Source organism: Pseudomonas parafulva NBRC 16636 = DSM 17004, from assembly GCF_000730645.1.
GTDB lineage: Bacteria > Pseudomonadota > Gammaproteobacteria > Pseudomonadales > Pseudomonadaceae > Aquipseudomonas > Aquipseudomonas parafulva.
Map to the genome: position 1 here is coordinate 66,628 of NZ_BBIU01000020.1, position 21,954 is coordinate 88,581.

Genomic DNA, 21,954 nt, shown 5'->3' on the forward strand with positions numbered 1-21,954 from the left:
TCCACGGATGCTGAACATGCAAAGGCTTCAGACAGTGCTGTTGCAGTGCGCCGGTTGGCTGCTCTACATGAGCCTGCTCATGCTGATCGCCCTGGCCCTGCCAGCCGACATCTTCGACGCGCAGTCCAAGCACTTCATCTTCCTGGTCGGCGCAGTCGGCATCTGGCGCTACTCCATGGGCGCCACCCATTTCATCCGCGGCATGATCTTTCTCTACGGGGTGTACCCGTACCTGCGCCGCAAGGTGCAGCGCATGGGCAAGGCCGCCGACCCCTCGCATGTGTACCTGATGGTCACCAGCTTTCGCATCGAAGCACTGACCACCGCCCAGGTGTACAGCTCGGTGATCCGTGAAGCGATCAACTGCGGCTTCCCTACCACCGTGGTGTGCTCACTGGTGGAGATGTCCGATGAACTGCTGGTGAAGAGCCTGTGGGCCAAGTACAACCCGCCGCCCCACGTCACCCTCGACATCGTGCGCATTGCCGGTACCGGCAAACGGGACGGCCTGGCCTACGGCTTTCGCGCCATCTCGCGCATGCTGCCGGACGAAAATGCCGTGGTGGCGGTGATCGATGGCGACACCGTGCTGGCCGACGGCGTGGTACGCAAGACCGTGCCCTGGTTCAAGCTCTACCCCAACGTCGGTGGCCTGACCACCAACGAGTTCTGCGAAGTGCGCGGCGGCTACATCATGAGTGAATGGCACAAGCTGCGCTTCGCCCAGCGCCACATCAACATGTGCTCCATGGCCCTGTCCAAGCGCGTGCTGACCATGACCGGGCGCATGTCGATGTTCCGCGCCAGCGTGGTGACCGACCCCGAGTTCATCGCCGACGTGGAAAGCGACTCGCTGATGCACTGGCGCCTGGGCCGTTTCAAGTTCCTGACCGGTGACGACAAATCCAGCTGGTTCAGCCTGATGCGCCTGGGCTACGACACCTTCTATGTGCCGGACGCAGCCATCAACACGGTTGAACACCCGCCGGAAAAGAGCTTCTTCAAGGCTAGCCGCAAGCTGATGTACCGCTGGTACGGCAACAACCTGCGGCAGAACTCCCGCGCACTGGGCCTGGGCCTGCGCCGGCTGGGCCTGTTCACCGGCATCGTGCTGTTCGACCAGCGGGTGTCGATGTGGACCAGCCTGCTGGGCCTGACCGTAGCGGTGATCGCCAGCCTCAAGTTCGGCCTGGCCTTCTTGCTGGTGTACCTGCTGTGGATCGGCATCACCCGGCTGATCCTCACCATCATGCTGCTGTGCTCAGGCCACAGCGTGGGCCCGGCCTACCCGCTGATCCTCTATTACAACCAGATCATCGGCGCGCTGATGAAGATCTACGTGTTCTTCCGCCTCGACAAGCAGTCGTGGACGCGCCAGCCCACTGCCCTCAAGCGTGACCTCGCCAGCTTTCAACAATGGTTCAACACCTGGTCCTCGCGGGCCATGACCTTCTCGGCCGCCAGCATCTTCGTCGCTGTGCTGTTCATGGTCGTGTGACCCAACCCGGATCGGAACTTACAGGAACAGAGCCCCATGAATACCGCCGTGAATGTCAACGTCGTGCATGAGTCCGAAGCCCAGCGCCAGCATGCCCGGGTCCGCATCCCTGCCAAACTGCGTTTCCTCGATGCCCAGCGCCAGCCCCACGAAGTCAAGGTCGAGGACCTGTCCGCGGGTGGCCTGAGCTTCCATTCCCAGCAGCCGCTGGCCGTGGGCGAGGTGCTGCGCGGGCGGCTGCAGTTCACGGTCGACAACCTCGGCTTGTCGATGGACATCGAGTTCCAGGTACGTGCCTACAACGCAGGCGACGGCCGCACCGGCGCGCAGTTCCAGAACCTGGAACCCCGCGATATCGCCACCTTGCGCCACCTCATCACCAGCCACCTGTCCGGTGAGCTGATCACCCTGGGCGACGTGCTCAGCACCCTGCAACGTGACAACTTCACAAAGGCGCGCAAGCAGAAGGACAGCGGCAGCGGCCTGACCCCTTTTGGCCGCTTCAAGGCAGTCAGTGTGACCCTGGGTGTGTTCGTGGTGGGCATCGCCGCCTTTGGTTTTGTCGCCAAGTCGCTGTACGGCATGTACTTCGTCAGCCGCGCCGAAGCCGGCGTGGTCGCCGTGCCCGCCACCACCATCACCATGCCCCGTGACGGCACCGTCAACAGCCTAGTGCAGGCCGGCGGGCAGATCGGCAAGGGTGCGCCCCTGGCCAGCTTCACCACCAGCATGCTGGACATGCTCAAGGGCAGCCTGGACGACGCACAGCTGGAACCGGCCAAGATCGAAGAGCTGTTCGGCAAGCAGCTGTCCGGTACCCTCACCAGCCCCTGCGACTGTGTGGTCGCCCGCCAGTGGGTGGACGACGGCCAGTACGCCGCCAAGGGCCAGCCGATCTTCCAGCTGATCCCGCGCACCACCACCCCGACCGTGGAAGCACGCTTCAGCTACCGCCAGTTCGACGAGGTGAAGCCAGGCACCCGGGTCAACTTCCAGGTCGCCGGTGAAGACCAGGTGCGTACTGGCCAGATCGTCGGCAGCAGCAGCCTGAACAGCGAAGACCTGGCTGCCGACATCCGCGTGCAGATCAAACCCGACAGCGGCTTGCCGGCAGAGCTGGCCGGGCGCCCGGTGGCGGTCAGCAGCGACCGTGGGCCCTCGTTGAACGGGCTGTTCGACAGCGCTCAAGCCCGTGGGTTGTAAGGGGAACGCGTGATGAACTGCATGCCGCCGTTGCAAGGGCTGTGCCCTCGCCCCTTCACCTGGTGCACGCTCGCCCTAGCCGTGACCTTGGCCGGCTGCGCGGGCCTGCCCGACCAGCGCCTGGCCAACGAAGCCCTCAAGCGCGGGGACACCGCACTGGCCGAGCGCAATTACCAGGCCCTGGCAAACCTAGGCTACAGCGATGCCCAGGTGGGGCTGGCCGACATCAAGGTGGCCACCGGCAACCCGGCGCAACTCGAACAGGCCGAGGCGACCTACCGCGCTGCCGCAGCCACCTCGCCCCGTGCCCAGGCGCGCCTGGGCCGCCTGCTGGTGGCAAAGCCCGGCAGCACCCAGGCCGAACGCGAAGAGGCGCAAACCCTGCTCAAGCTCGCCGCCCGCCAGGGCCAGGGCAACACCCTGATCCCGCTGGCGATGCTGTACCTGGTGTACCCGCAAAGCTTCCCCGGTATCAATGCGCAGAAACAGATCGACCAGTGGCGCGCCGACGGTTACCCGGAGGCAGGCGTGGCCCAGGTGCTGCTGTACCGCACCCAAGGCACCTACGACCAGCACCTGGACGAGGTCGAACAGCTGTGCAAGGCCGCATTGGCCACTGCCGACAGCTGTTATGTGGAACTGGCGACCGTCTACCAGAAACGCGGCCAGGCCGAGCAGCAGGCCGCCCTGCTCAAGCAACTCAAGTCGGCTTACGCCCGCGGCGCCGTACCGGGCACCCGGGTAGACAGCGTGGCCCGGGTGCTGGCTGATCGCAGCCTTGGCCAGACCGACGAGAAAGCCGCCCAGGCGCTGCTCGAACACATCGCCCCGGCCAACCCGGCGTCCTGGGTGAGCCTGGCGCAGTTGCTGTACGACTTCCCAGAGCTGGGCGATACCGACCCGATGCTGGCTTACCTCGAAAAAGGCCGTGACGCACAGCAACCCCGCGCCGACCTGCTGCTGGGCCGCCTGTACTACGAAGGCAACCGCGTACCCGCCGACGCGGCCAAGGCCGAACAGCACCTGCAAGCGGCCGCCGAGGCCGGTGAGCCCAGCGCCCGTTACTACCTGGGCCAGCTGTACCGCCGCGGCTACCTGGGCAACGTCGAGCCGCAGAAGGCACTGGACAACCTGCTGGCCGCCGCCCGCGGCGGGCAGAACAGCGCCGACTATGCCCTGGCCCAGTTGTTCAGCGAAGGCCACGGCGTGCGCCCGCAGCCCGCCGACGCCTGGGTGTTCGCCCAACTGGCCCAGGCCAACCCTACGCCGCAGGCTGCCGAGCTGCTGCAGCAACTCGACCAGCAGCTCACGCCCGAGCAGCGCGACCAGGCCCAGCACACGCTCGCCCAGGAAACCCAGGCCCGCAGTGCCATGGCGCAAGGCGCCAACAGCATTCTGGCCCTCCAGGCCCTGCAGGGCGATGAACAAGACGAAGACGCCGAGGATTCGCTATGACGCTCAATGCCTTCATGAAAGCCGGCATCGGCCTGAGCTTCGCCCTGCTATGGTCCTGCCCCACCCTGGCGCAGCTGACCGCCGACAAGAATTTCGGCCTGGAAGTGAAAGTCACTGGCCAGTCCGAAGACGACCGCGACCTGGGCACCCGCCCCGGTGGCGATGTCAATGGCCTGGGCCTGGACCTGCGCCCTTGGGTGTACGGCGAGCGCGGTAACTGGAGCGCCTACGCCATGGGCCAGGCGGTCACCGCTACCGACACCATCGAAACCGACACCCTGCGCCAGAACGACGACGGCACCACCACCGACACGGCTGAAGACAGCCGTCAGCCAGACAAAAGCTACCTGGCCATGCGTGAGTTCTGGGTAGGCTACAGCGGCCTCACCGCCTACCCCGGCGAGCAACTGCGCCTGGGCCGCCAGCGCTTGCGCAGCGATGACGGCATGTGGCGGGACACCAACATCGAAGCCCTCAACTGGACCTTCGACACCACCCTGCTCAAGGCCGACCTGGGCGTTGCCCAGCGCTTCAGCGAATACCGCACCGACCTCACCGAACTGGCGCCACAGGACAAGGACCGCACCCACGTCTACGGCAACATAGCCACCCAGTGGACACCTGGCCACTGGGTTGGCCTGCGCGCCCACCATACCCATGACAGCGGCAGCCTGAAGCAGCCGGGTGAAACCGTTGATGCGCTGGACAAGACCCGCACCGGCGACCTGACCTGGCTGGGCCTGGAAGCCAACAGCGACGCCTACAACTGGCGCAACGATCACAGCATCAACTACTGGGGCAGCCTGACCTGGCTGACCGGTAACCGCGACACCCTCGGCAGCCGCCAGGTCGGCGACCAGCAAGTGGCCAGCGGCACCCAACGCGGTGACGTGAATGCCTGGGCCACCGACCTGGGTATGCGCCTGCGCCTCAACCCGCAGTGGCAGGTCGGCGCCGCCTATGCGCGCGGCAGTGGGGGTGGGGACGACGGCGGCAACAATTTCGAGCAAACCGGCCTTGAGAGCAACCGCTCCAACTTCACCGGCACCCGGTCGCGCGTGCACCGCTTCGGCGAAGCGTTCCGCGGCGAGCTGGGCAACCTGCAGGCGGCCACCCTGTTCGCCTCCTGGCAACTGCGCGACGACTACGACGCCAGCTTCCTCTACCACAAGTTCTGGCGCGTGGACGGCAAGCAGAATATCGGCTCCAGCGGCATCAACGCAGTGGTCAACGACAACGGCGTGAACCGCCCGCTGGTCGATGGCGAAAAGGACCTTGGCCAGGAAATGGACGTGGTCGTCACCAAGTACTTCAAGCAAGGCCTGCTGCCGGCGTCGATGAGCCAGGCCATCGACGAGCCCTCTGCACTGGTACGCCTGCGCGCCGGGGTATTCAAGCCGGGCGATGCATACGGCAAGGAGGCGGACAGCTACATGCACCGCGCCTTCGTCGATGTGATCTGGCGTTTCTGAGGCCGCGAGGGGATTGCCATGAACCTTCATCCACATTTGCGCCACGGCCTGCTGGCCAGCGCCCTGCTGCTGGCCAGCGGCCTGGTCGCCGCCGCAGAGCCGCGCCTGCTGGCCAAGGAACTGCAGCAGGCACGCACTTATACGGTGTCCAGCGCGCCGACCGAACCGCTGCGCATGGACCCGCCCACGCTGCCCGACCTTTCCGGCTACACCGCGCAGGCCGTGCAGAGCAAGATCGACCGCAGCCACCCGGGCAAGGTCACGGTGCGCCGCATGTTCCAGGAAGACAGCCTCAAGGAGTTCGTCGGCGGCGACAACAAGGCCGCCGAGTGGGTGCAGCGCCAGCACGGCATTCCACAGGCCATCTTCATCGATGACGGCCATGTCGACCTGGCGCAACTGAGCCGCCAGGTGCCCAGGCAGTACCTGAACGAAGTGCAGCCGGGTGTGTACCTGGCACGCCTGCCCATCGTGGTCGGGCGCAGGGGCACGCTGGAGATCAACAGCAAAGTCAGGCAACTGCGCCTGTCCGAGGAAGGCGGTGCGTTTCTGGTGAACGACGGCAAGCTGTTCGTCACCGACACCCAGGTGACCGGCTGGCGCGAACAAAGCAACGGCCCGGCCACGTTCCGCTCGCCCAAGGCGTTTCGCCCGTTCCTGCTGTCGTGGGGCGGCACCGAGACCTACATCGTCAACACCACCATGGCCAGCCTCGGCTATGCCAAGTCCAAGTCCTACGGCGTGAGCATTTCGCAGTACACGCCCAACCTGGCCAGGCGCATGGGCCGGCCCGAGCCGACCGGCTGGATCATCGGGTCGCAGTTCAGCGACATGTGGTACGGCTTCTACTGCTATGAAACCCGCGACTTCGTGGTGAAGGACAACACCTACCGTGACAACATCGTCTACGGCATCGACCCGCACGACCGCTCCCATGGCCTGATCATTGCCGGCAACACGGTGCATGGCACGCGCAAGAAGCACGGCATCATCGTGTCCCGCGAGGTGAACGACAGCTGGATCATCAACAACAAGAGCTTCGACAACAAGCTCTCCGGGGTGGTGGTCGACCGTAACAGCATCAACAACCTGGTGGCCTACAACGAGATCTACCGCAACCACACCGATGGCATCACCCTGTACGAAAGCGGCGACAACCTGATCTGGGGCAACAAGCTGGTCAACAACCGTCGCCACGGCATCCGCGTGCGCAACAGCGTGAACATCCGGCTGTACGAAAACGTCGCCATGGCCAACGGCCTGGTGGGGGTGTACGGCCATATCAAGGACCTGTCCGACACCGACCGCGACATCGCCCTGGACCCGTTCGATACCAAGGTGTCGCTGATTGTGGTGGGCGGGCAGCTGGTGGCCAACGGCTCCGGCCCGCTGTCCATCGACTCGCCGCTGTCGGTGGAGCTGTACAAGGTGGCCATGCTGGCCCCGCGCAAGGCCAGCGGTATCACCCTCAGTGGCGTGCTGGGCCAGCGCCAGGACGAAATCCTCGACCTGCTGGTGCGCCAGCAGAAGGCTGTGCTGATCGACCCGGTCGAACGCCAGGCCGAAATGATCGATTAAGGAAGCCCCGACCATGACCGCACACACCCTCAAACTGCTGGGCGTTACCTGCGCCCTTCTGGCCATCAGCCAGGGCGCGCGCGCCGACCAGGTGAAGGCCCCCACCTTCACCGCCCAGCCGTGCTGCCAGCTGTGCCCCGAAGCGCACGATGCCAGCCGCTACACCACCCGCTATCAGCAGAACTTCACCACGCTGGTGCAGGCCAAAGGGGACTGGCTGTTCCGTACCCGGGAAGACCTGCGCACCGAATTCGGCACCACACCGGCCGGCTACAAGCGCCTGCAGCAGGTGCACGACGCCTTCAAGAAGCGCGGTGTCGAGCTGGTGGTGGTGTACCAGCCCACCCGTGGCCTGGTGAACCGCAACATGCTCGAACCGGCTGAAAAAGCCGCCTTCAACTACCAGAAGGCATTGGGCAACTACCAGGCCATGCTCAAGCGCTTTGCCGGCATGGGCTACAACGTGCCCGACCTGTCGCCCTTGACCAACGAGCAACTGGCCGCTGCCGACCAGGGCAAGGACTTCTACTTCCGCGGCGACCAGCACTGGACCCCGTACGGCGCCGAACGCGCCGCGCGAATCGTGGCCGACACGGTGCACAAGATGCCGGCTTTCGAGGGCATCCCGCGCAAGGAATTCGAAACCACCCAGTCTGGGCGCATGGGCAAGACCGGCACCCTGCATAACGTGGCCGGGCAGCTGTGCGGCACCAGCTACGCCGTGCAGTACATGGACCAGTTCAGCACCGAGCCCAAGGGTGCCAGCGGCGATGGCGACGACCTGTTCGGCGACCAAGGCAACGCCCAGATCACCTTGGTGGGCACCAGCCACAGCGGCAAGAACTACAACTTTGCCGGCTTTCTGGAGCAGTACATCGGTGCCGACGTGCTGAACGTCGCCTTCCCCGGCGGCGGCCTTGAAGGCTCGATGATCCAGTACCTGGGCAGCGAGGAATTCCGGAAGAACCCGCCGAAGATCCTGGTGTGGGAGTTCTCGCCGCTGTACCGCCTGGACCAGGAGACCATCTGGCGGCAGATCCTCGGCCTGCTCGACGATGGCTGTGACGACCGCCCCGCGCTGATGAGCGCCAGCACTGCGCTCAAGCCTGGCCAGAACCAACTGATGGTCAATGGCAAAGGTGGCGTGATCAAGCCCTTGGTCAACCGCAACCTGCAGATGGACGTGAAGTTCGAAGACCCGTCGGTGAAGGTGCTGCAAGCCACCCTGTGGTACCTCAACGGCCGGCACGAAGACATCAAGCTGGAAAAGCCGGAAACCTCCGATACCGACGGCCGCTTCGTGTTCCAGATGCGCGAAGACGAGGACTGGGCCGATCAAAGCCTGTTGGCCTTCGAGGTGCAGGGGCCGGAAAAAGGCACCCAGAACGTCGAGGCCAAGCTCTGCAAACGCAACAACTTCGCCGGGCCTGCGCACACCGCGCAAGCCGGCCAGTGAGGCGACCATGACCCATTACACGCACATCCTGCGCCCCGCCCTGCTCGCCCTGGCCCTGTGCGGCAGTGCCGCACAGGCCGCCCTGGTACCGCCGCAGGGGTACTACGAAGGCATCGAAAAGCTCAAGACCGGCGACGGCAAGTTCCGCTGTGAAGCCGCGCCCAAACCCTATACCGGCGCGCTGCAATTTCGCAGCAAGTACGAGGGCTCGGACAAGGCGCGGGCCACCCTCAACCTCGACTCCGAACACGCCTTCCGCACCTCGACCGAAGCCATCACCACCCTTGAAAAAGGCGTGAGCAAGATGGTCACCCAGTACATGCGTGACGGCCGCCCGGCGCAGCTCGATTGCGCACTGACCTGGCTGGGCACCTGGGCCCGGGCCGATGCGCTGATGTCCACCCAGTACAACCACACCGGCAAGTCGATGCGCAAATGGGCGCTGGGCAGCATGAGCGGCTCCTGGCTGCGCTTGAAGTTCTCCCGCTCGCAACCGCTGGCGGCCCACCAGGCCGAGGCCGAACTGATCGAAAAGTGGTTCGCCCGCCTGGCCGAGCAGACCGTGCGCGACTGGAGCAACCTGCCCTTGCAGAAGATCAACAACCACAGTTACTGGGCCGCCTGGTCGGTGATGGCCACTGCCGTGGCCACCGACCGCCGCGACCTGTTCGACTGGGCCGTGAAGGAATACAAGGTGGGCGCCAACCAGGTCGACGAGCAGGGCTTCCTGCCCAATGAAATCAAACGCAGGCAGCGCGCCCTGGCCTACCACAACTACGCCCTGCCGCCGCTGGCGCTGATCGCAAGTTTCGCCCAGGCCAACGGCGTGGACCTGCGCAGCGAGAACAACTTCGCCCTGCAGCGCCTGGGCGAAGGCGTGCTGGCCGGCGCCCGCGACCCGCGCCATTTCGCCGAACGGGCAGGCGAGAAACAGGACATGAAGGACCTGAAAGTGGACACCAAGTACGCCTGGCTCGAACCCTGGTGTGCGCTGTACCACTGCGTAGGCGACACCCTGCAGCGCAAGCACGGCATGCAGCCGTTCAACAGCTTCCGCATGGGTGGCGACATGACCCGGGTGTATGACCCGAAAAACTGACGCAAGCCCGTAGGCGCGGGTAAACGCGCGCCTACGGAAAGTCTAGGTAGCCCACCGCGTCTGCGTGGGGGGTTTGGGGGGCGTTTGCCCTGAATGCTGTGAGCCAATTAGGAGAGCCGGGATGGTCTTCTCGTCCAACGTGTTCCTGTTCCTGTTCTTGCCGATCTTCCTCGGCCTGTACTACTTGAGCGGGCAGCGCTATCGCAACCTGCTGCTGCTGGTCGCCAGCTACATCTTCTACGCCTGGTGGCGGGTGGACTTCCTGGCGCTGTTCGCCGGCGTCACGCTGTGGAATTACTGGATCGGCCTGAAGGTCGGTGCAGCCGGCGTGCGTACCAAGCCGGCACAGCGCTGGCTGCTGCTGGGCGTGGGCGTGGACCTGGCAATACTGGGCTACTTCAAGTACGCCAACTTCGGCGTCGACAGCCTCAACGCCATCGTCACCTCGTTCGGCCTGGAGCCGTTCATCCTCACCCACGTGCTGCTGCCGATCGGTATCTCGTTCTACATCTTCGAGTCCATCAGCTACATCATCGACGTGTACCGCGGCGACACCCCGGCCACCCGCAACCTGATCGACTTCGCAGCGTTCGTGGCGATCTTCCCGCACCTGATCGCCGGCCCCGTGCTGCGCTTCAAGGACCTGGTGGAGCAGTTCAACAACCGCACCCACACCCTGGACAAGTTCTCCGAAGGCTGCACGCGCTTCATGCAGGGCTTCATCAAGAAGGTGTTCATCGCCGACACCCTGGCCGTGATCGCCGACCACTGCTTCGCCCTGCAGGCACCCACCACCGGTGACGCCTGGCTGGGGGCATTGGCCTACACCGCGCAGTTGTACTTCGACTTCAGTGGCTACAGCGACATGGCCATCGGCCTTGGCCTGATGATGGGCTTCCGCTTCATGGAGAACTTCAAGCAGCCGTACATCAGCCAGTCGATCACCGAGTTCTGGCGCCGCTGGCACATCAGCCTGTCGACCTGGCTGCGCGACTACCTGTACATCACCCTGGGTGGCAACCGCAAAGGCACCTTCAACACCTACCGCAACCTGTTCCTGACCATGCTGCTGGGTGGCCTGTGGCACGGCGCCAACTTCACCTACATCCTCTGGGGCGCCTGGCACGGCATGTGGCTGGCGATCGAACGCGCGCTGGGCATCGACACCAACCCGCAGCGTTTCAACCCGGTCAAATGGGCCTTCACCTTCCTGCTGGTGGTGGTCGGCTGGGTGATCTTCCGCGCCGAAAACCTGCACGTGGCCGGCCGCATGTATGGCGCCATGTTCAGCTTCGGCGACTGGCAGCTGTCGGAGCTCAACCGCGCCCAGCTGACCGGCCTGCAGGTGGCCACCCTGGTGATTGCCTACCTCACCCTGGCGTGGTTCGGCCTGCGCGACTTCTATCGCACGGCCACCCCGGCAGCGGCCCTGCCCACCCCGGCGCAGGTCAACGCCGACGGTTCGGTGGACGTGGACGTGACGCGGGTACTGACCCGTGTGCTGGTGCTGCTGTTGTTCGCCGCCTCGGTCCTCAAGCTTTCGGCGCAGAGCTACTCACCGTTCCTGTACTTCCAGTTCTGAGGGGCCTCACATGACCCGCACATTACGCATCACCTATTCCCTGTCGTTCCTCGGCCTGCTGGTAGGCATGGGCGTGTGGTCCCTCGGTGGCCTGCAGGGGTTCCAGCGCACGGCGCCGATGACCCTGCTGGACGGCAAGCTGGCCAAGGCCGCCGAGACGCACTACGACGCGCAGTTCCCGATCAAGCGCCTGGGCACCAACCTGTGGGCGGCCATGGATTTCAAACTGTTCAACGAGGGCCGCCCCGGTGTGGTATTGGGGCGCGACCAGTGGCTGTACAGCGACGAGGAATTCAAGCCCGCCGCTGGCGCCGAGCAACGGATGCAGGACAACCTGGCACTGATCCGTGGCGTGCGCGACACCCTGCAGCAACAGGGCAGCCAGCTGGTACTGGCGATCGTACCGGCCAAGGCGCGGGTGTATGACGAGTACCTGGGCAAGCAACGCCCGGCCAGCCTGCACGACGACCTGTACAACCGCTTCCATGCCAGGGCGCGCCAAGCCGGGGTGTTTGCCCCAGACCTGATGGCGCCGCTGGAACAGGCCAAGGCCCGCGGCCAGGTGTTCCTGCGTACCGACACCCACTGGACACCGATGGGCGCCGAGACCGCAGCCCAGGCCCTGGCCGAAGCGGTCGGCCGCCAGCACCTGCTCGTAGGCGAACAACAGGCCTTCGTTACCGAAGCCGGCCCCACCGCCCCGTACAAGGGCGACCTGACCCATTTCCTGCCGCTGGACCCGCTGTTCAGCAACCTGCTGCCGGCACCCGACACCCTGCAGCAGCGCACCACGCGCCCGGCGCAGGCCGAAGCACAGGGCGATGACGCGCTGTTCGCCGACACCCGCATTCCGGTGGCCCTGGTGGGCACCAGCTACAGCGCCAACCCGCACTGGAATTTCCTGGGGGCACTGCAGCAGGCGCTGCGCAGCGACGTGGCCAACTACGCCGAAGAGGGCCACGGGCCACTGGTGCCGATGCTCAAGTACCTGCAAAGCGACGCGTTGCGCAATGCCCCGCCGCAAGTGGTGGTGTGGGAATTCCCCGAGCGTTACCTGCCGATGAAAACCGACCTCAGCCGCTTCGATCCGCAGTGGATCGCGCAGCTGAAGAACACCCGCAAGTCCGAAGCAAACCTGGCCATGTCGTCCACCCGGACGCACCCCTGATAGAGAGGAAACCGCACATGACTCCTAAAACTTCCATTGCCAAGGCCCTCACCCTCGCAGCCGGCCTGTCCCTGGCATCACTGCAGGCCTTCGCCGGCGCCGACGCCGCCCTCTACGGGCCGAGCGCGCCAAAAGGCTCCACCTTCGTGCGCCTGTTCAACGCCGCCAGCGCACCGGCTGCCGCCAGCGTCGGCAATACCCAGATCAAGCAGGTGGGTGCCCAGGCCAGCAGCGACTTCAGCTTCCTGCCAGGCGGTGACTACACCGCCCAGGTCGGCGGCAAGCAGGTGCCGGTGCAACTGGCCTCCGACAAGTACTACACCCTGGTCAACAGCGGTACCGGCAACCCGCAGCTGGTGGAGGAGCCGCCGTTCAAGAACAAGCAGAAGGCCCTGGTACGCGTGCAAAACCTGAGCGACCAGTCACTCACCCTGAAAACCGCCGACGGCAAGACCGAAGTGGTCAAGCCGGTGGCCGCCCACGGCCGTGGCGAACGGGAAATCAACCCGGTCAAGGTCAACCTGGCGCTGTACCAGGGCAGCAAGAAAGTGGGTGACGTGAAACCCGTCGCCCTGGAGCGCGGCGAAGCGGCCGTGCTGTACGTCACCGGTTCCGGCAGCGCGCTGTCGCCGGTCTGGGTCACCCGCCCGGTATCGGGCAACTGATTCCAACTACCCCTCGATGACTAGTGGAGAAACACGATGATCCCGGTAATTCTTTCTGGTGGTAGCGGTTCGCGCCTGTGGCCCCTGTCGCGCAAGCAGTTCCCCAAGCAGTTTCTGGCCCTGACCGGCGAGCACACGCTGTTCCAGCAAACCATCGAACGGCTGGTGTTCGAAGGCATGGATGCGCCCATCGTGGTCTGCAACAAGGACCACACCTTCATCGTGCAGGAGCAACTGGCCGCGCTGTCTCTGCAGACCCAGGGCATCCTGCTGGAGCCATTCGGGCGCAACACCGCGCCTGCCGTGGCCATGACCGCCATGAAACTGGTGAATGAAGGCCGTGACGAGCTGATGCTGGTACTGCCAGCCGACCATGTGATCGATGACCAGAAGGCCCTGCAACGCGCGCTGGCCCTGGCCACGGTAGCCGCCGAACGTGGCGAGATGGTGCTGTTCGGGGTGCCGGCGACCAAGCCTGAAACCGGCTATGGCTACATCCGTTCCAGCCAGGATGCCTTGTTGCCCGAAGGGGTGGCGCGGGTGGCCCAGTTTGTGGAAAAGCCCGATGAGAAGCGCGCTGCCGAGTTCGTTCAGGCCGGTGGCTACTTCTGGAACAGCGGCATGTTCCTGTTCCGTGCCAGCCGCTTCATCGAAGAACTGAAAAAGCACGACCCCGACATCTACGACACCTGCATGCTGGCCCTGGAACGCAGCCAGGCCGATGGCGACACGCTGAGCATCGATGAAGCCACCTTCGCCTGCTGCCCGGACAACTCCATCGACTATGCGGTGATGGAGAAAACCCGGCGCGCCTGCGTGGTGCCGATGTCGGCCGGTTGGAGCGACGTGGGTTGCTGGTCGTCGCTGTGGGATGTGCACGACAAGGACGACAACGGCAACGTCACCAAGGGCGACGTGATGGTGCAGGACAGCCACAACTGCATGATCCACGGCAATGGCAAGCTGGTGTCGGTGATCGGCCTGGAGAACATCGTGGTGGTCGAGACCAAGGACGCCATGATGATCGCCCACAAGGACAAGGTTCAGGGCGTGAAGCAGATGGTCAAGTCGCTGGACGAGCAGGGCCGCAGCGAAACCCAGAACCACCTGGAAGTCTATCGCCCGTGGGGCTCGTACGATTCGGTGGACATGGGCGGCCGCTTCCAGGTCAAGCACATCACCGTGAAGCCGGGCGCCAGCCTGTCGTTGCAGATGCACCACCACCGTGCGGAACACTGGATCGTGGTGTCCGGCACCGCCGAGGTCACCTGTGACGAGAAGGTATTCCTGCTGACCGAGAACCAGTCCACCTACATCCCGATCGCCTCGGTACACCGCCTGCGCAACCCCGGCAAGATCCCGCTGGAGATCATCGAGGTGCAATCGGGCAGTTACCTGGGCGAGGACGATATCGAGCGTTTCGAGGACGTGTATGGGCGTACCTCGGTGGCGGCAGAGGGCGCGACCGGCCTGGGTTGATGAGGCCGGTGTAGGCACTGGCTTGCCAGCGATGGGCTCGAACGGGTCAAGGCAGTGACTGCCGCCGTTTTGAGCCCATTCCCATTTCACGCTACGATGCTCAGACCCCGCGCAACTCAGGTCTGCATCCCCATGATCATCGGCGCCCTGCTCATCCTTACCTGGCTGGTACTGCTGCTGCGCTACCCGGCCAAGGCATTGCCGATCTCCCTGGCGGCCATTGGTGGGCTGGGGCTGGTGGCGCTGTTCGTCATCTGGCAGGACAGCCGCGAGGCGTCGCAACTGGCGCGGGTAGACCTGCGGCTGGTCCATGCACCTGCCCAATGCCCGGCCGACCGCCCATTGCAAGTCACAATCCGCAACGACAATACGGTGCCGCTCACCGAACTGCGCTGGCGGGTGGCCGCCTATGCGCCGGGCGACACCGTCAACCTTGCCGAAAACACCTACAACGCACCGCGCTACCGTGGCCCTGGCGAACTGCAGGCGGGTGCCCAATGGAGCGACTGCCTGCCATTGCCCCCACTGCGCGCAGGCTACCGTGCGCAAACCCTGGAATTCCGCGCCGAGCACCTGCAAGGCACCTTCGCCAACTAACCGCCCCTGACCTAAGGCTCTGCCATGCCCACCGTTCTGATCACCGGTTGTTCCAGCGGCATCGGCCGCGCCCTGGCCGACGCCTTCCGCGATGCCGGCCATGAAGTGTGGGCCACCGCCCGTAAACCTGAAGACGTTGAACGCCTGGCCGCTGCAGGTTTTACTGCCAGGCCGCTGGACGTCAACGACCCGCAGGCACTGACCCGGCTGGCCGAGGAACTGCCCACCCTCGATATCCTGATCAACAACGCAGGCTACGGCGCCATGGGGCCCCTGCTAGATGGTGGGGTAGACGCCATGCAGCGCCAGTTCCAGACCAATGTGTTCGCGCTGGTGGGGGTAACCCGCGCGTTGTTCCCGTTGCTGCGCCGGTCCAGAGGCCTAGTGGTGAATATCGGCAGTGTGTCGGGTGTGCTGGTGACGCCGTTCGCCGGGGCTTACTGCGCCTCCAAGGCCGCCGTGCATGCGCTGACCGACGCCCTGCGCCTGGAGCTGGCGCCGTTCGGCGTTCGGGTCATGGAGGTGCAGCCCGGTGCCATCGCGTCGCAGTTTGCCAGCCATGCGCAACACGAGGCTGAGCAGTTGCTGGCACCGACGTCGCCCTGGTGGCCGTTACGTGAGCAGATCCAGGCCAGGGCCCGTGCTTCCCAGGACAGGCCCACCCCTGTGGCGAGCTTTGCCCAAGGTGTGCTGGCGGCAACGCGGCGCTCGCCTGTACCGGTGCTGGTCAGGCTGGGCAATGGCAGCACCGCCCTGCCGCTATTGGCGCAAGTGCTGCCGCGGCGGCTGCTGGACTGGGTGTTGCGCAAAAGGTTTGGGTTGTTGCGCGGGCTTTGAGGCAGGACGTGGTTTGTGCGGTGGTGCGCAGATCGACACCAAGGTTCAACCCTGCTCAAACCCCTGCCACCCACCGCCCAGCGCCTTGTACAACCCCACCAGGGCCTGGGAAACCGCAGCCGAACTGTCGATCAGTTGCTCTTCACTGGTCAGCAAGGCGCCCTGCACGGTCAGTACATTGAGAAAGTCCACCGCGCCTTCCACGTACTGGCGCTGGGCCGTTTCCAGGGCGATACGGTTCTGGCGCACGGCTTCGGCCAGGTGATCGCGGCGCAATTGGCTGGCGTTGTACAGCCGCAGCACGTCGTCGATCTCGTGCCACGCGCCCAGCACAACCTTGCGGTAGTTCAAGGCCGCTTCCTGCTGCTGCGCCTCGCGCAACGCCAGGGTGCCCTTGAGCCGGCCACCTTCGAAGATCGGCAACGACAACTGCGGCCCGAACGCGAAGCGGCGCGAATCCCAGGCGCCGAAATCGGCCAGTTGCATGGCCTGGAAGCCGACATTGCCCGACAGCCGAATGCTGGGGTAGAAGTCGGCCTTGGCTACGCCAATGCTGGCCGTGGCCGCATGCAAGCGGGCTTCGGCCTGGCGAATGTCGGGCCGGCGCTGGGCCAGTTCGGACGGTAAACCGATAGCAAAGCGCTGTTGCGGTGCAGGCAGGTCGGCGCCCTGCTGCAGTTGGGCCTGCAGGCTGCGCGGTGGTTCGGCGGCGAGCAGGCTCAGGGCGTTGATCAGGTCGTCGCGCCGGGCTTCCAGCGTGGGCAGGCGCGCTTCGATGGACGCCACCTGGGCACTGGCCTGGGCCACGTCCAACCGGGTGGCGACGCCCTCGGCCTGGCGGTCTTCAGACAGCTTCAGGCTATGCCGGGCGACCTTGAGGTTGTCCTGCGTCACGGCAAGGGTGTGCTGCACGGCGCGCAACTGGATATAGTCCCCGGCGGTTTCCGAGAGCAATGCCAGCAACACGGCGCGGCGATCGTTTTCGGCCACCTGTACCGAGGCATCCGCCGCCTCTACTTGCCGTCGCACACGGCCCCACAGGTCAAGTTCCCACCCGGCCACCAGGTCACCCTGCCACAGGTTGAACGCCTGCTTGCCGGCCTTGCCCGAGGGGTCATTCAGGCCCTCGGCACTGTTGCGGGCGCGGCTGTAACCGGCGTTGGCCTCCACTGTCGGCGCTTCGTCGGCCGCCACTGTGCTGCGCATCGCCCGGCTTTGCAGCAGGCGCGCACTGGCCATCTGCAGGTCGAGGTTGCGCTCGGCAACCCGCTGGATCAGCGCGGTGAGCTGCGCATCGTGAAAGGTTTCCCACCAGCGGGTTTCCAGCGGCTCAGGTTGCGGTTGGCTAGCCGCAGCCTGGCCCTGGATACCGGCCCACTGTTGCGGGGCCTGGCTGTCGGGCCGCTGGAAATCCGGGCCCAGGGTACAGCCGGCCATGCACAGGGCCAGCAGCAACGGGCTCAAGCGTAATGCCGGCTTCATCGTGCACTGACCTCGCTGCCCTGCAGTGTTTGCGCCTGGGTATCAATGGTGGCCTCCACCGACATGCCAACCCGCAGGCGGCTCAGCAGGGGTTGCCCGTCATCGAACACGATTTTCACCGGGATGCGCTGCACCACCTTGGTGAAGTTACCCGTGGCGTTGTCTGGTTTGACGGCGGCGAAGGTGACGCCCGTTGCCGGGGCGATGCTTTGCACGTGGCCGTGCAGTTGCTCACCGGCGAAGGTGTCGACGCTGACAGTCACCGGCTGGCCGGGCTGCACGTGGGTCAGCTGGGTTTCCTGGAAGTTGCCGACCACATAGGCCTGCTGCAACGGCACCACCGAAAGCAGCCGCGCCCCAGGCGTTACATAGGCACCCACGCGCAAGGCGCGCTCACCCACCATGCCGTCCACCGGTGCAGTGATGCGGGTGTACGACAAATCCAGCTGGGCTTTCTCCAGGCCCGCTTCGGCACGTTTGAGCTGGCCATCGGCACTGGCCACCTGGGCGGTGAGGATGTCCACCTGCTTGCGGGTAGCCACCAGCGCCGCCTGGGCATTGGCCAGACGGGCCCGGGCCTGGTCCACCCGACTGCGGGCTTGCTGGGCGTTCTGCACGGTGCCGGCGCCCTGCTCGGCCAGCCGGCCGTAGCGGCGCACTTCATGGTCGGCAAAGCTCACTTCGGCCTGGGCCGCCTTTACCGCCGCTTCGGCCTGGGCGATCAGTGCCCCCTGCCGGTCAAGGGTGGCGCGGGCGTCGGCGCTTTGTGCCTGGGCCACCAACAACTGCGCCTGGGCAGCATCCAGGGCAGCCTGGTAGTCACGGGCGTCGATGGTCGCCAGCAACTGCCCAGCCTCGACCTGCTGGTTGTCCTCCACCAATACGTCCTTGATGAAGCCGGCGACCTTGGGCGCGACCACGGTGTAGTCGGCGATCACATAGGCGTCGTTGGTGCTTTGCCGGTGGTCACTGCCGAACAGCCAGGGGCCAACGAGAGCGGCCAGCACGGCCACGGCCAGCACTGAGCCAATGAACAGGGTTTTGCGGTTTTGGGTCATTTCAGCGTTACTCGAAGTCATCCAGGGATCAGGCCACCGCACGCGGCGGGTAGACCCGGGTAGGCACGAAAGGAATCAGGCAGATCAGGGCAACGGCGACACCCGCCATGACCAGGTAGAGGTCGGCGGAGGTCAGTACCGCGGCTTGTTCGTGAATGCGTGCAGCCAGGCCAGGGGTGTTGCCGTCTACCAACGCGGCATTGCCCAGGCTGTCGACCAGGTGGTTGGAATGGAAATGCCGGCGCACGGTACCCAGCCCGTCCAGCAGGCCGCCCGCGATGGCGGCGGACAGGCCCTTGACGGTGTTGAACCAGGCGGATGCAAACGGCCCGTCCTGCGGGCTCATGCCCGTGGTGGACAGCATCAGCAAGGGCAGCACGGCCATGGGCTGGCCAAACACCTGCAGCAGGTAGAACGGGTAGAAGTCGCCCCGTATCCACTGTGAGGTCAGCAGGCTGCTGCCAATGCACGAGCAGCACAGCATGGCCAGCCCACAAGCCAGCACCCACCGGCAATCCACCGCGCGGATGTTGCACAGTGCGGCGGTAAGCGGCAGCGCGATCAGCTGGGGCATGGCCACCAACAGCATCAACGGGCTGGTCTGCGCGGGCCGATACCCTTGCACCTGCGCCAGGTAGGCTGACGGGATGCTGCCTACGCCCGAGAGCACTACCAGCACGCCACACAGTGTCAGCAAGGCAAAACTCAGGTTGCGCCGCGACAACATGCGCAACTGGAAGAACGGCAGGGGCTCGGACCACTCGTTGAACAGGAACAGCACCAGCAGCAACACGCCCCCGCCCAGCAGCCAGCAGATCAGCGGCGAGTCGAACCAGCCCCAGCGGTCGCCCAGCGAAAGCCCCAGCACGATACTGCTGATGGCCGGCAGGCCGAGCAGCACACCGCGCCAGTCGAACTGCTTGAAGCGTTCAAGGCGCAACGGGTCCTGCGGCAGGCCCCAGGCCACGCAGGCACCCGCCAGCAGTGACGGCACAATGATCTGCCAGAACGCCCACTGCCAGCCCACGTACTCGGTCCACAGGCCCGCCAGCGGCGTGCCCAGGTTGGGGCCGAACGTTGCTGTCAGGGCATAACAGGCCAGCCCATACACTTTGATGCCTGGGGGCAGAAAGCGCAGGGCCACGCTCATCAGCATCGGCGGCAAGGCACCGGAGGCAAAACCCTGCAGCACCCGCAGCAGCATCAGGCTGTGCAGGTTGGGGGCAAATGGCTGCAGCAGGCCCAGCACTGCGAACACTGCGATGGCGCAGAGGGTGAAGCGCCGCAGGGAGAAGGTGGTAGCCAGCCACGGCGCGAAGGCCATGGCCGACACCGAGGCGGCGCTGTACGCCGCCAGCAGCCAGGCGCCTTCGTCGGCACCAATACCCATGGCCCCGCGGATATCGGCCAGGGAAATCTTGGTCACCGATTCATTCAGGCCCGCACACAGCACGGCCAGCAACACGCCAAACAGCCCAACCACCACCCGCAGGCCGAAGGCGCTCGGCACCGGTACGGCCGGCGCGGGTGCGGCGGCGGTTCCGGTAAAAGGGGCAGACAAGGCATTCATTAACAGAAATCTCCAGCAACATATTTGCGACTGGAGCAATTTTAAGAAGGTCGAATGATGACGAAAACTGAATTGTCAGCAGGTTTATATTGCGTCAAACGCAATCGACAACCTTCACGGGTCGCTGATACCGCAGGTTTTCATGGTCTGGCGTAGCCAGCGGTGGGCGGGGTCGTTGTCAAAGCGCGGGTGCCAGGCCTGCATCACGGTGACGGTTTCCAGCGGCACCGGGATCTCAAAGGACCGCAACGGCAGTTTCAGGCGCTGCACGCTGTTCAGGATGTTGGCGGGTATGGGCAGGATCAGGTCCGAGTCCGGCAGCGAGAACATCGCGGAATGGAAGCTGGTGGTAATCAGTGCCACTTGCCGTTCCACGCGGTGGTTGGCCAAGGCCACATCGATAGGCCCGTTGGCGCGGCCCCGACGGGACACGCTGATCTGCGGGAACGCGGCAAAGCGTTCGGGGGTGATGGGGCCATCGAAGATGGGGTGGTCGGTGCGGGCCAGCCCCACGAAGTAGGTATTGAACAGGCTCTGTACCTTGATCTCCGGGCCCAGTTCCACGGACGAGCTGACGATCAGGTCGATCTGCCCGTTGCGCAGCATGGCATCGTCATCGCCACTGCCCTCCGGCACGAAGCGCAGCACGGTGTGGGGCGCCTCGGCCAGCATCATGCGCAGCAGCTTGGCCCCGTAGAGGGCAATGAACAGGTCGTTGGTGCGGATGTTGAAGGCCCGGTGCAGGTTGGCCAGGTCCACGCCTTCGCGGCTGCGGAACACCTGGCCGGCCTGCTCGACCAGGCCGTGCACCTGGTCACGCAGGGCCAGTGCGCGTGGGGTGGGGACCAGGCCGCGACCGGCGCGCACCAGTATCGGGTCGCCCAGCGCCTCCCGGATGCGCCCCAGGGTGCGGCTCATGGCAGCGGGGCTCAGGTTCATGCGCTGCGCGGCGCCCACCACGCTGCCCTCGTCGAGCAGCACATCGAGGGCGACCAGCAGGTTCATGTCCGGGAGTTGCATGGGGGTGGTTTCCGTCGCGCTATTTCGATGGGGCGATGGTAGCAGGTTGCCCGATTGCGTCTGGTGCAATGCGCTCGTGCGGGGTGGGGTATTTATCCACAGGGTGGGTTGGGCGAAGAATGGTGGCTGGAAGACAGCCCTTTTTGCCTGGCCGACTCAAGGAAACACGATGCCCTGCCCTGTCCTTATTGCCATTGACGCCTCCCCCGCCTCCCACGCGCTGGTTACCCTGGCCAGGCGCTATTGCCAACCTGGGGAACACCGCCTGCATGTGCTGTTGGCCATTGATGCCACCTTCGCGGTGCATGATGCGCCTGGGCCTTATACGCCTGAGGAAATGCAGGAGTACCCTGCGGCTTGCGAGGAGCAGCAGCATGCGGATCAGGCTGTGGCGGCGGCTGTGGATGATCTGCAACGTGCGGGGTTTGAGTGCCAGGGGCACATGATGGCTGGGCTGCCGGCTGAGGTGATTGTGGGGAAGGCGCGGGCGCTGGGGTGTGAGTTGATCATCATGGGGCACCGGCATTTGTCGCGGCTGGGGCGGTTGTTGGACCCTTCGGTGAGTGGGAAGGTGATTGATGGGGTGCAGGTGCCGGTGTTGGTGGCGCCGGCGGGGTGAGGCTATTCCAAATAACCACAACGTAATAGAACTTGAAGCTTCAAGCTTCAAGCTCGTTCAGTGTGGGCGCAGACACCCAGCTAACATTCTTTTACGTGATTTGCGCTTAATCACCT

General features: G+C 65.0%; 18 protein-coding genes. 14 read left to right on the forward strand and 4 right to left on the reverse strand.

Annotated features, from left to right (window positions below):
• The first annotated feature begins 16 nt into the window (after nt 1-16).
• From PPA02S_RS14600 to PPA02S_RS14660, 13 genes are all read left to right on the forward strand, one after another.
• The gene (locus PPA02S_RS14600; protein WP_028635234.1) at nt 17-1,498 is read left to right on the forward strand and encodes a glycosyltransferase family 2 protein; all 1,482 of its coding nucleotides are present in this window, start codon (nt 17-19) and stop codon (nt 1,496-1,498) included.
• Between the two features lie 36 nt (nt 1,499-1,534).
• Nucleotides 1,535-2,701: an alginate biosynthesis protein Alg44 gene (locus PPA02S_RS14605; protein WP_028635235.1), complete on the forward strand. Its 1,167-nt coding sequence runs from the start codon at nt 1,535-1,537 to the stop codon at nt 2,699-2,701.
• Between the two features lie 21 nt (nt 2,702-2,722).
• Nucleotides 2,723-4,156 (forward strand): alginate biosynthesis TPR repeat lipoprotein AlgK, encoded by a 1,434-nt coding sequence (algK, locus tag PPA02S_RS14610; protein WP_042141819.1) that lies wholly within the window; start codon nt 2,723-2,725, stop codon nt 4,154-4,156.
• Nucleotides 4,153-5,628 (forward strand): alginate export family protein, encoded by a 1,476-nt coding sequence (locus PPA02S_RS14615; RefSeq protein ID WP_028635237.1) that lies wholly within the window; start codon nt 4,153-4,155, stop codon nt 5,626-5,628. The genes algK and PPA02S_RS14615 overlap by 4 nt, the downstream gene beginning before the upstream one ends.
• A gap of 18 nt (nt 5,629-5,646) precedes the next feature.
• Complete coding sequence (algG, locus tag PPA02S_RS14620) at nt 5,647-7,206, forward strand: mannuronan 5-epimerase AlgG (RefSeq protein WP_028635238.1); 1,560 nt, start codon at nt 5,647-5,649, stop codon at nt 7,204-7,206.
• Between the two features lie 13 nt (nt 7,207-7,219).
• Complete coding sequence (locus PPA02S_RS14625; RefSeq protein ID WP_028635239.1) at nt 7,220-8,662, forward strand: alginate O-acetyltransferase; 1,443 nt, start codon at nt 7,220-7,222, stop codon at nt 8,660-8,662.
• Between the two features lie 7 nt (nt 8,663-8,669).
• The gene (locus tag PPA02S_RS14630) at nt 8,670-9,761 is read left to right on the forward strand and encodes a mannuronate-specific alginate lyase (RefSeq protein ID WP_028635240.1); all 1,092 of its coding nucleotides are present in this window, start codon (nt 8,670-8,672) and stop codon (nt 9,759-9,761) included.
• A 121-nt stretch (nt 9,762-9,882) separates the two neighbouring features.
• On the forward strand, nt 9,883-11,343 hold the full coding sequence (locus tag PPA02S_RS14635; RefSeq protein WP_028635241.1) for an MBOAT family O-acyltransferase: 1,461 nt from the start codon (nt 9,883-9,885) through the stop codon (nt 11,341-11,343).
• A gap of 10 nt (nt 11,344-11,353) precedes the next feature.
• The gene (locus PPA02S_RS14640; protein ID WP_028635242.1) at nt 11,354-12,511 is read left to right on the forward strand and encodes an alginate O-acetyltransferase; all 1,158 of its coding nucleotides are present in this window, start codon (nt 11,354-11,356) and stop codon (nt 12,509-12,511) included.
• A 17-nt stretch (nt 12,512-12,528) separates the two neighbouring features.
• The gene (locus tag PPA02S_RS14645; RefSeq protein WP_028635243.1) at nt 12,529-13,176 is read left to right on the forward strand and encodes an alginate O-acetyltransferase AlgF; all 648 of its coding nucleotides are present in this window, start codon (nt 12,529-12,531) and stop codon (nt 13,174-13,176) included.
• Nucleotides 13,177-13,212: 36 nt separating this feature from the next.
• Nucleotides 13,213-14,655 (forward strand): mannose-1-phosphate guanylyltransferase/mannose-6-phosphate isomerase, encoded by a 1,443-nt coding sequence (locus PPA02S_RS14650; RefSeq protein WP_028635244.1) that lies wholly within the window; start codon nt 13,213-13,215, stop codon nt 14,653-14,655.
• Nucleotides 14,656-14,787: 132 nt separating this feature from the next.
• Complete coding sequence (locus tag PPA02S_RS14655; RefSeq protein WP_028635245.1) at nt 14,788-15,252, forward strand: hypothetical protein; 465 nt, start codon at nt 14,788-14,790, stop codon at nt 15,250-15,252.
• A 24-nt stretch (nt 15,253-15,276) separates the two neighbouring features.
• Nucleotides 15,277-16,089, forward strand: coding sequence for an SDR family oxidoreductase (locus tag PPA02S_RS14660; protein WP_028635246.1), 813 nt, complete (start codon nt 15,277-15,279; stop codon nt 16,087-16,089).
• 45 nt (nt 16,090-16,134) lie between these two features.
• On the opposite strand, the gene PPA02S_RS14665 is transcribed toward PPA02S_RS14660, so the two are convergent.
• The 4 genes from PPA02S_RS14665 to PPA02S_RS14680 form a co-directional block, all read right to left on the reverse strand.
• On the reverse strand, nt 16,135-17,571 hold the full coding sequence (locus tag PPA02S_RS14665; RefSeq protein WP_028635247.1) for an efflux transporter outer membrane subunit: 1,437 nt from the start codon (nt 17,569-17,571) through the stop codon (nt 16,135-16,137).
• Nucleotides 17,568-18,629: an HlyD family secretion protein gene (locus PPA02S_RS14670; RefSeq protein ID WP_028635248.1), complete on the reverse strand. Its 1,062-nt coding sequence runs from the start codon at nt 18,627-18,629 to the stop codon at nt 17,568-17,570. The genes PPA02S_RS14665 and PPA02S_RS14670 overlap by 4 nt, the downstream gene beginning before the upstream one ends.
• A gap of 28 nt (nt 18,630-18,657) precedes the next feature.
• Nucleotides 18,658-20,199 (reverse strand): MFS transporter, encoded by a 1,542-nt coding sequence (locus tag PPA02S_RS14675; protein WP_028635249.1) that lies wholly within the window; start codon nt 20,197-20,199, stop codon nt 18,658-18,660.
• 114 nt (nt 20,200-20,313) lie between these two features.
• Nucleotides 20,314-21,219, reverse strand: a complete 906-nt coding sequence (locus tag PPA02S_RS14680; RefSeq protein ID WP_028635250.1) for a LysR family transcriptional regulator — start codon at nt 21,217-21,219, stop codon at nt 20,314-20,316.
• 169 nt (nt 21,220-21,388) lie between these two features.
• Between PPA02S_RS14680 and PPA02S_RS14685 the strand changes: the two genes are divergently transcribed.
• On the forward strand, nt 21,389-21,838 hold the full coding sequence (locus PPA02S_RS14685; protein ID WP_028635251.1) for a universal stress protein: 450 nt from the start codon (nt 21,389-21,391) through the stop codon (nt 21,836-21,838).
• Nucleotides 21,839-21,954 lie beyond the last annotated feature (116 nt).

What these genes read in the sequence shown, in the direction of transcription:
- PPA02S_RS14680 (WP_028635250.1), bottom strand. Translation starts at nt 21,219, where the DNA reads ATGCAACTCCCGGACATGAACCTGCTGGTCGCCCTCGATGTGCTGCTC.
- PPA02S_RS14685 (WP_028635251.1), top strand. Translation starts at nt 21,389, where the DNA reads ATGCCCTGCCCTGTCCTTATTGCCATTGACGCCTCCCCCGCCTCCCAC.
- PPA02S_RS14645 (WP_028635243.1), top strand. Translation starts at nt 12,529, where the DNA reads ATGACTCCTAAAACTTCCATTGCCAAGGCCCTCACCCTCGCAGCCGGC.
- PPA02S_RS14635 (WP_028635241.1), top strand. Translation starts at nt 9,883, where the DNA reads ATGGTCTTCTCGTCCAACGTGTTCCTGTTCCTGTTCTTGCCGATCTTC.
- PPA02S_RS14640 (WP_028635242.1), top strand. Translation starts at nt 11,354, where the DNA reads ATGACCCGCACATTACGCATCACCTATTCCCTGTCGTTCCTCGGCCTG.
- PPA02S_RS14650 (WP_028635244.1), top strand. Translation starts at nt 13,213, where the DNA reads ATGATCCCGGTAATTCTTTCTGGTGGTAGCGGTTCGCGCCTGTGGCCC.
- PPA02S_RS14615 (WP_028635237.1), top strand. Translation starts at nt 4,153, where the DNA reads ATGACGCTCAATGCCTTCATGAAAGCCGGCATCGGCCTGAGCTTCGCC.
- PPA02S_RS14665 (WP_028635247.1), bottom strand. Translation starts at nt 17,571, where the DNA reads ATGAAGCCGGCATTACGCTTGAGCCCGTTGCTGCTGGCCCTGTGCATG.
- algG (WP_028635238.1), top strand. Translation starts at nt 5,647, where the DNA reads ATGAACCTTCATCCACATTTGCGCCACGGCCTGCTGGCCAGCGCCCTG.
- algK (WP_042141819.1), top strand. Translation starts at nt 2,723, where the DNA reads ATGCCGCCGTTGCAAGGGCTGTGCCCTCGCCCCTTCACCTGGTGCACG.
- PPA02S_RS14630 (WP_028635240.1), top strand. Translation starts at nt 8,670, where the DNA reads ATGACCCATTACACGCACATCCTGCGCCCCGCCCTGCTCGCCCTGGCC.
- PPA02S_RS14655 (WP_028635245.1), top strand. Translation starts at nt 14,788, where the DNA reads ATGATCATCGGCGCCCTGCTCATCCTTACCTGGCTGGTACTGCTGCTG.
- PPA02S_RS14600 (WP_028635234.1), top strand. Translation starts at nt 17, where the DNA reads ATGCAAAGGCTTCAGACAGTGCTGTTGCAGTGCGCCGGTTGGCTGCTC.
- PPA02S_RS14605 (WP_028635235.1), top strand. Translation starts at nt 1,535, where the DNA reads ATGAATACCGCCGTGAATGTCAACGTCGTGCATGAGTCCGAAGCCCAG.
- PPA02S_RS14660 (WP_028635246.1), top strand. Translation starts at nt 15,277, where the DNA reads ATGCCCACCGTTCTGATCACCGGTTGTTCCAGCGGCATCGGCCGCGCC.
- PPA02S_RS14670 (WP_028635248.1), bottom strand. Translation starts at nt 18,629, where the DNA reads ATGACCCAAAACCGCAAAACCCTGTTCATTGGCTCAGTGCTGGCCGTG.
- PPA02S_RS14675 (WP_028635249.1), bottom strand. Translation starts at nt 20,199, where the DNA reads ATGAATGCCTTGTCTGCCCCTTTTACCGGAACCGCCGCCGCACCCGCG.
- PPA02S_RS14625 (WP_028635239.1), top strand. Translation starts at nt 7,220, where the DNA reads ATGACCGCACACACCCTCAAACTGCTGGGCGTTACCTGCGCCCTTCTG.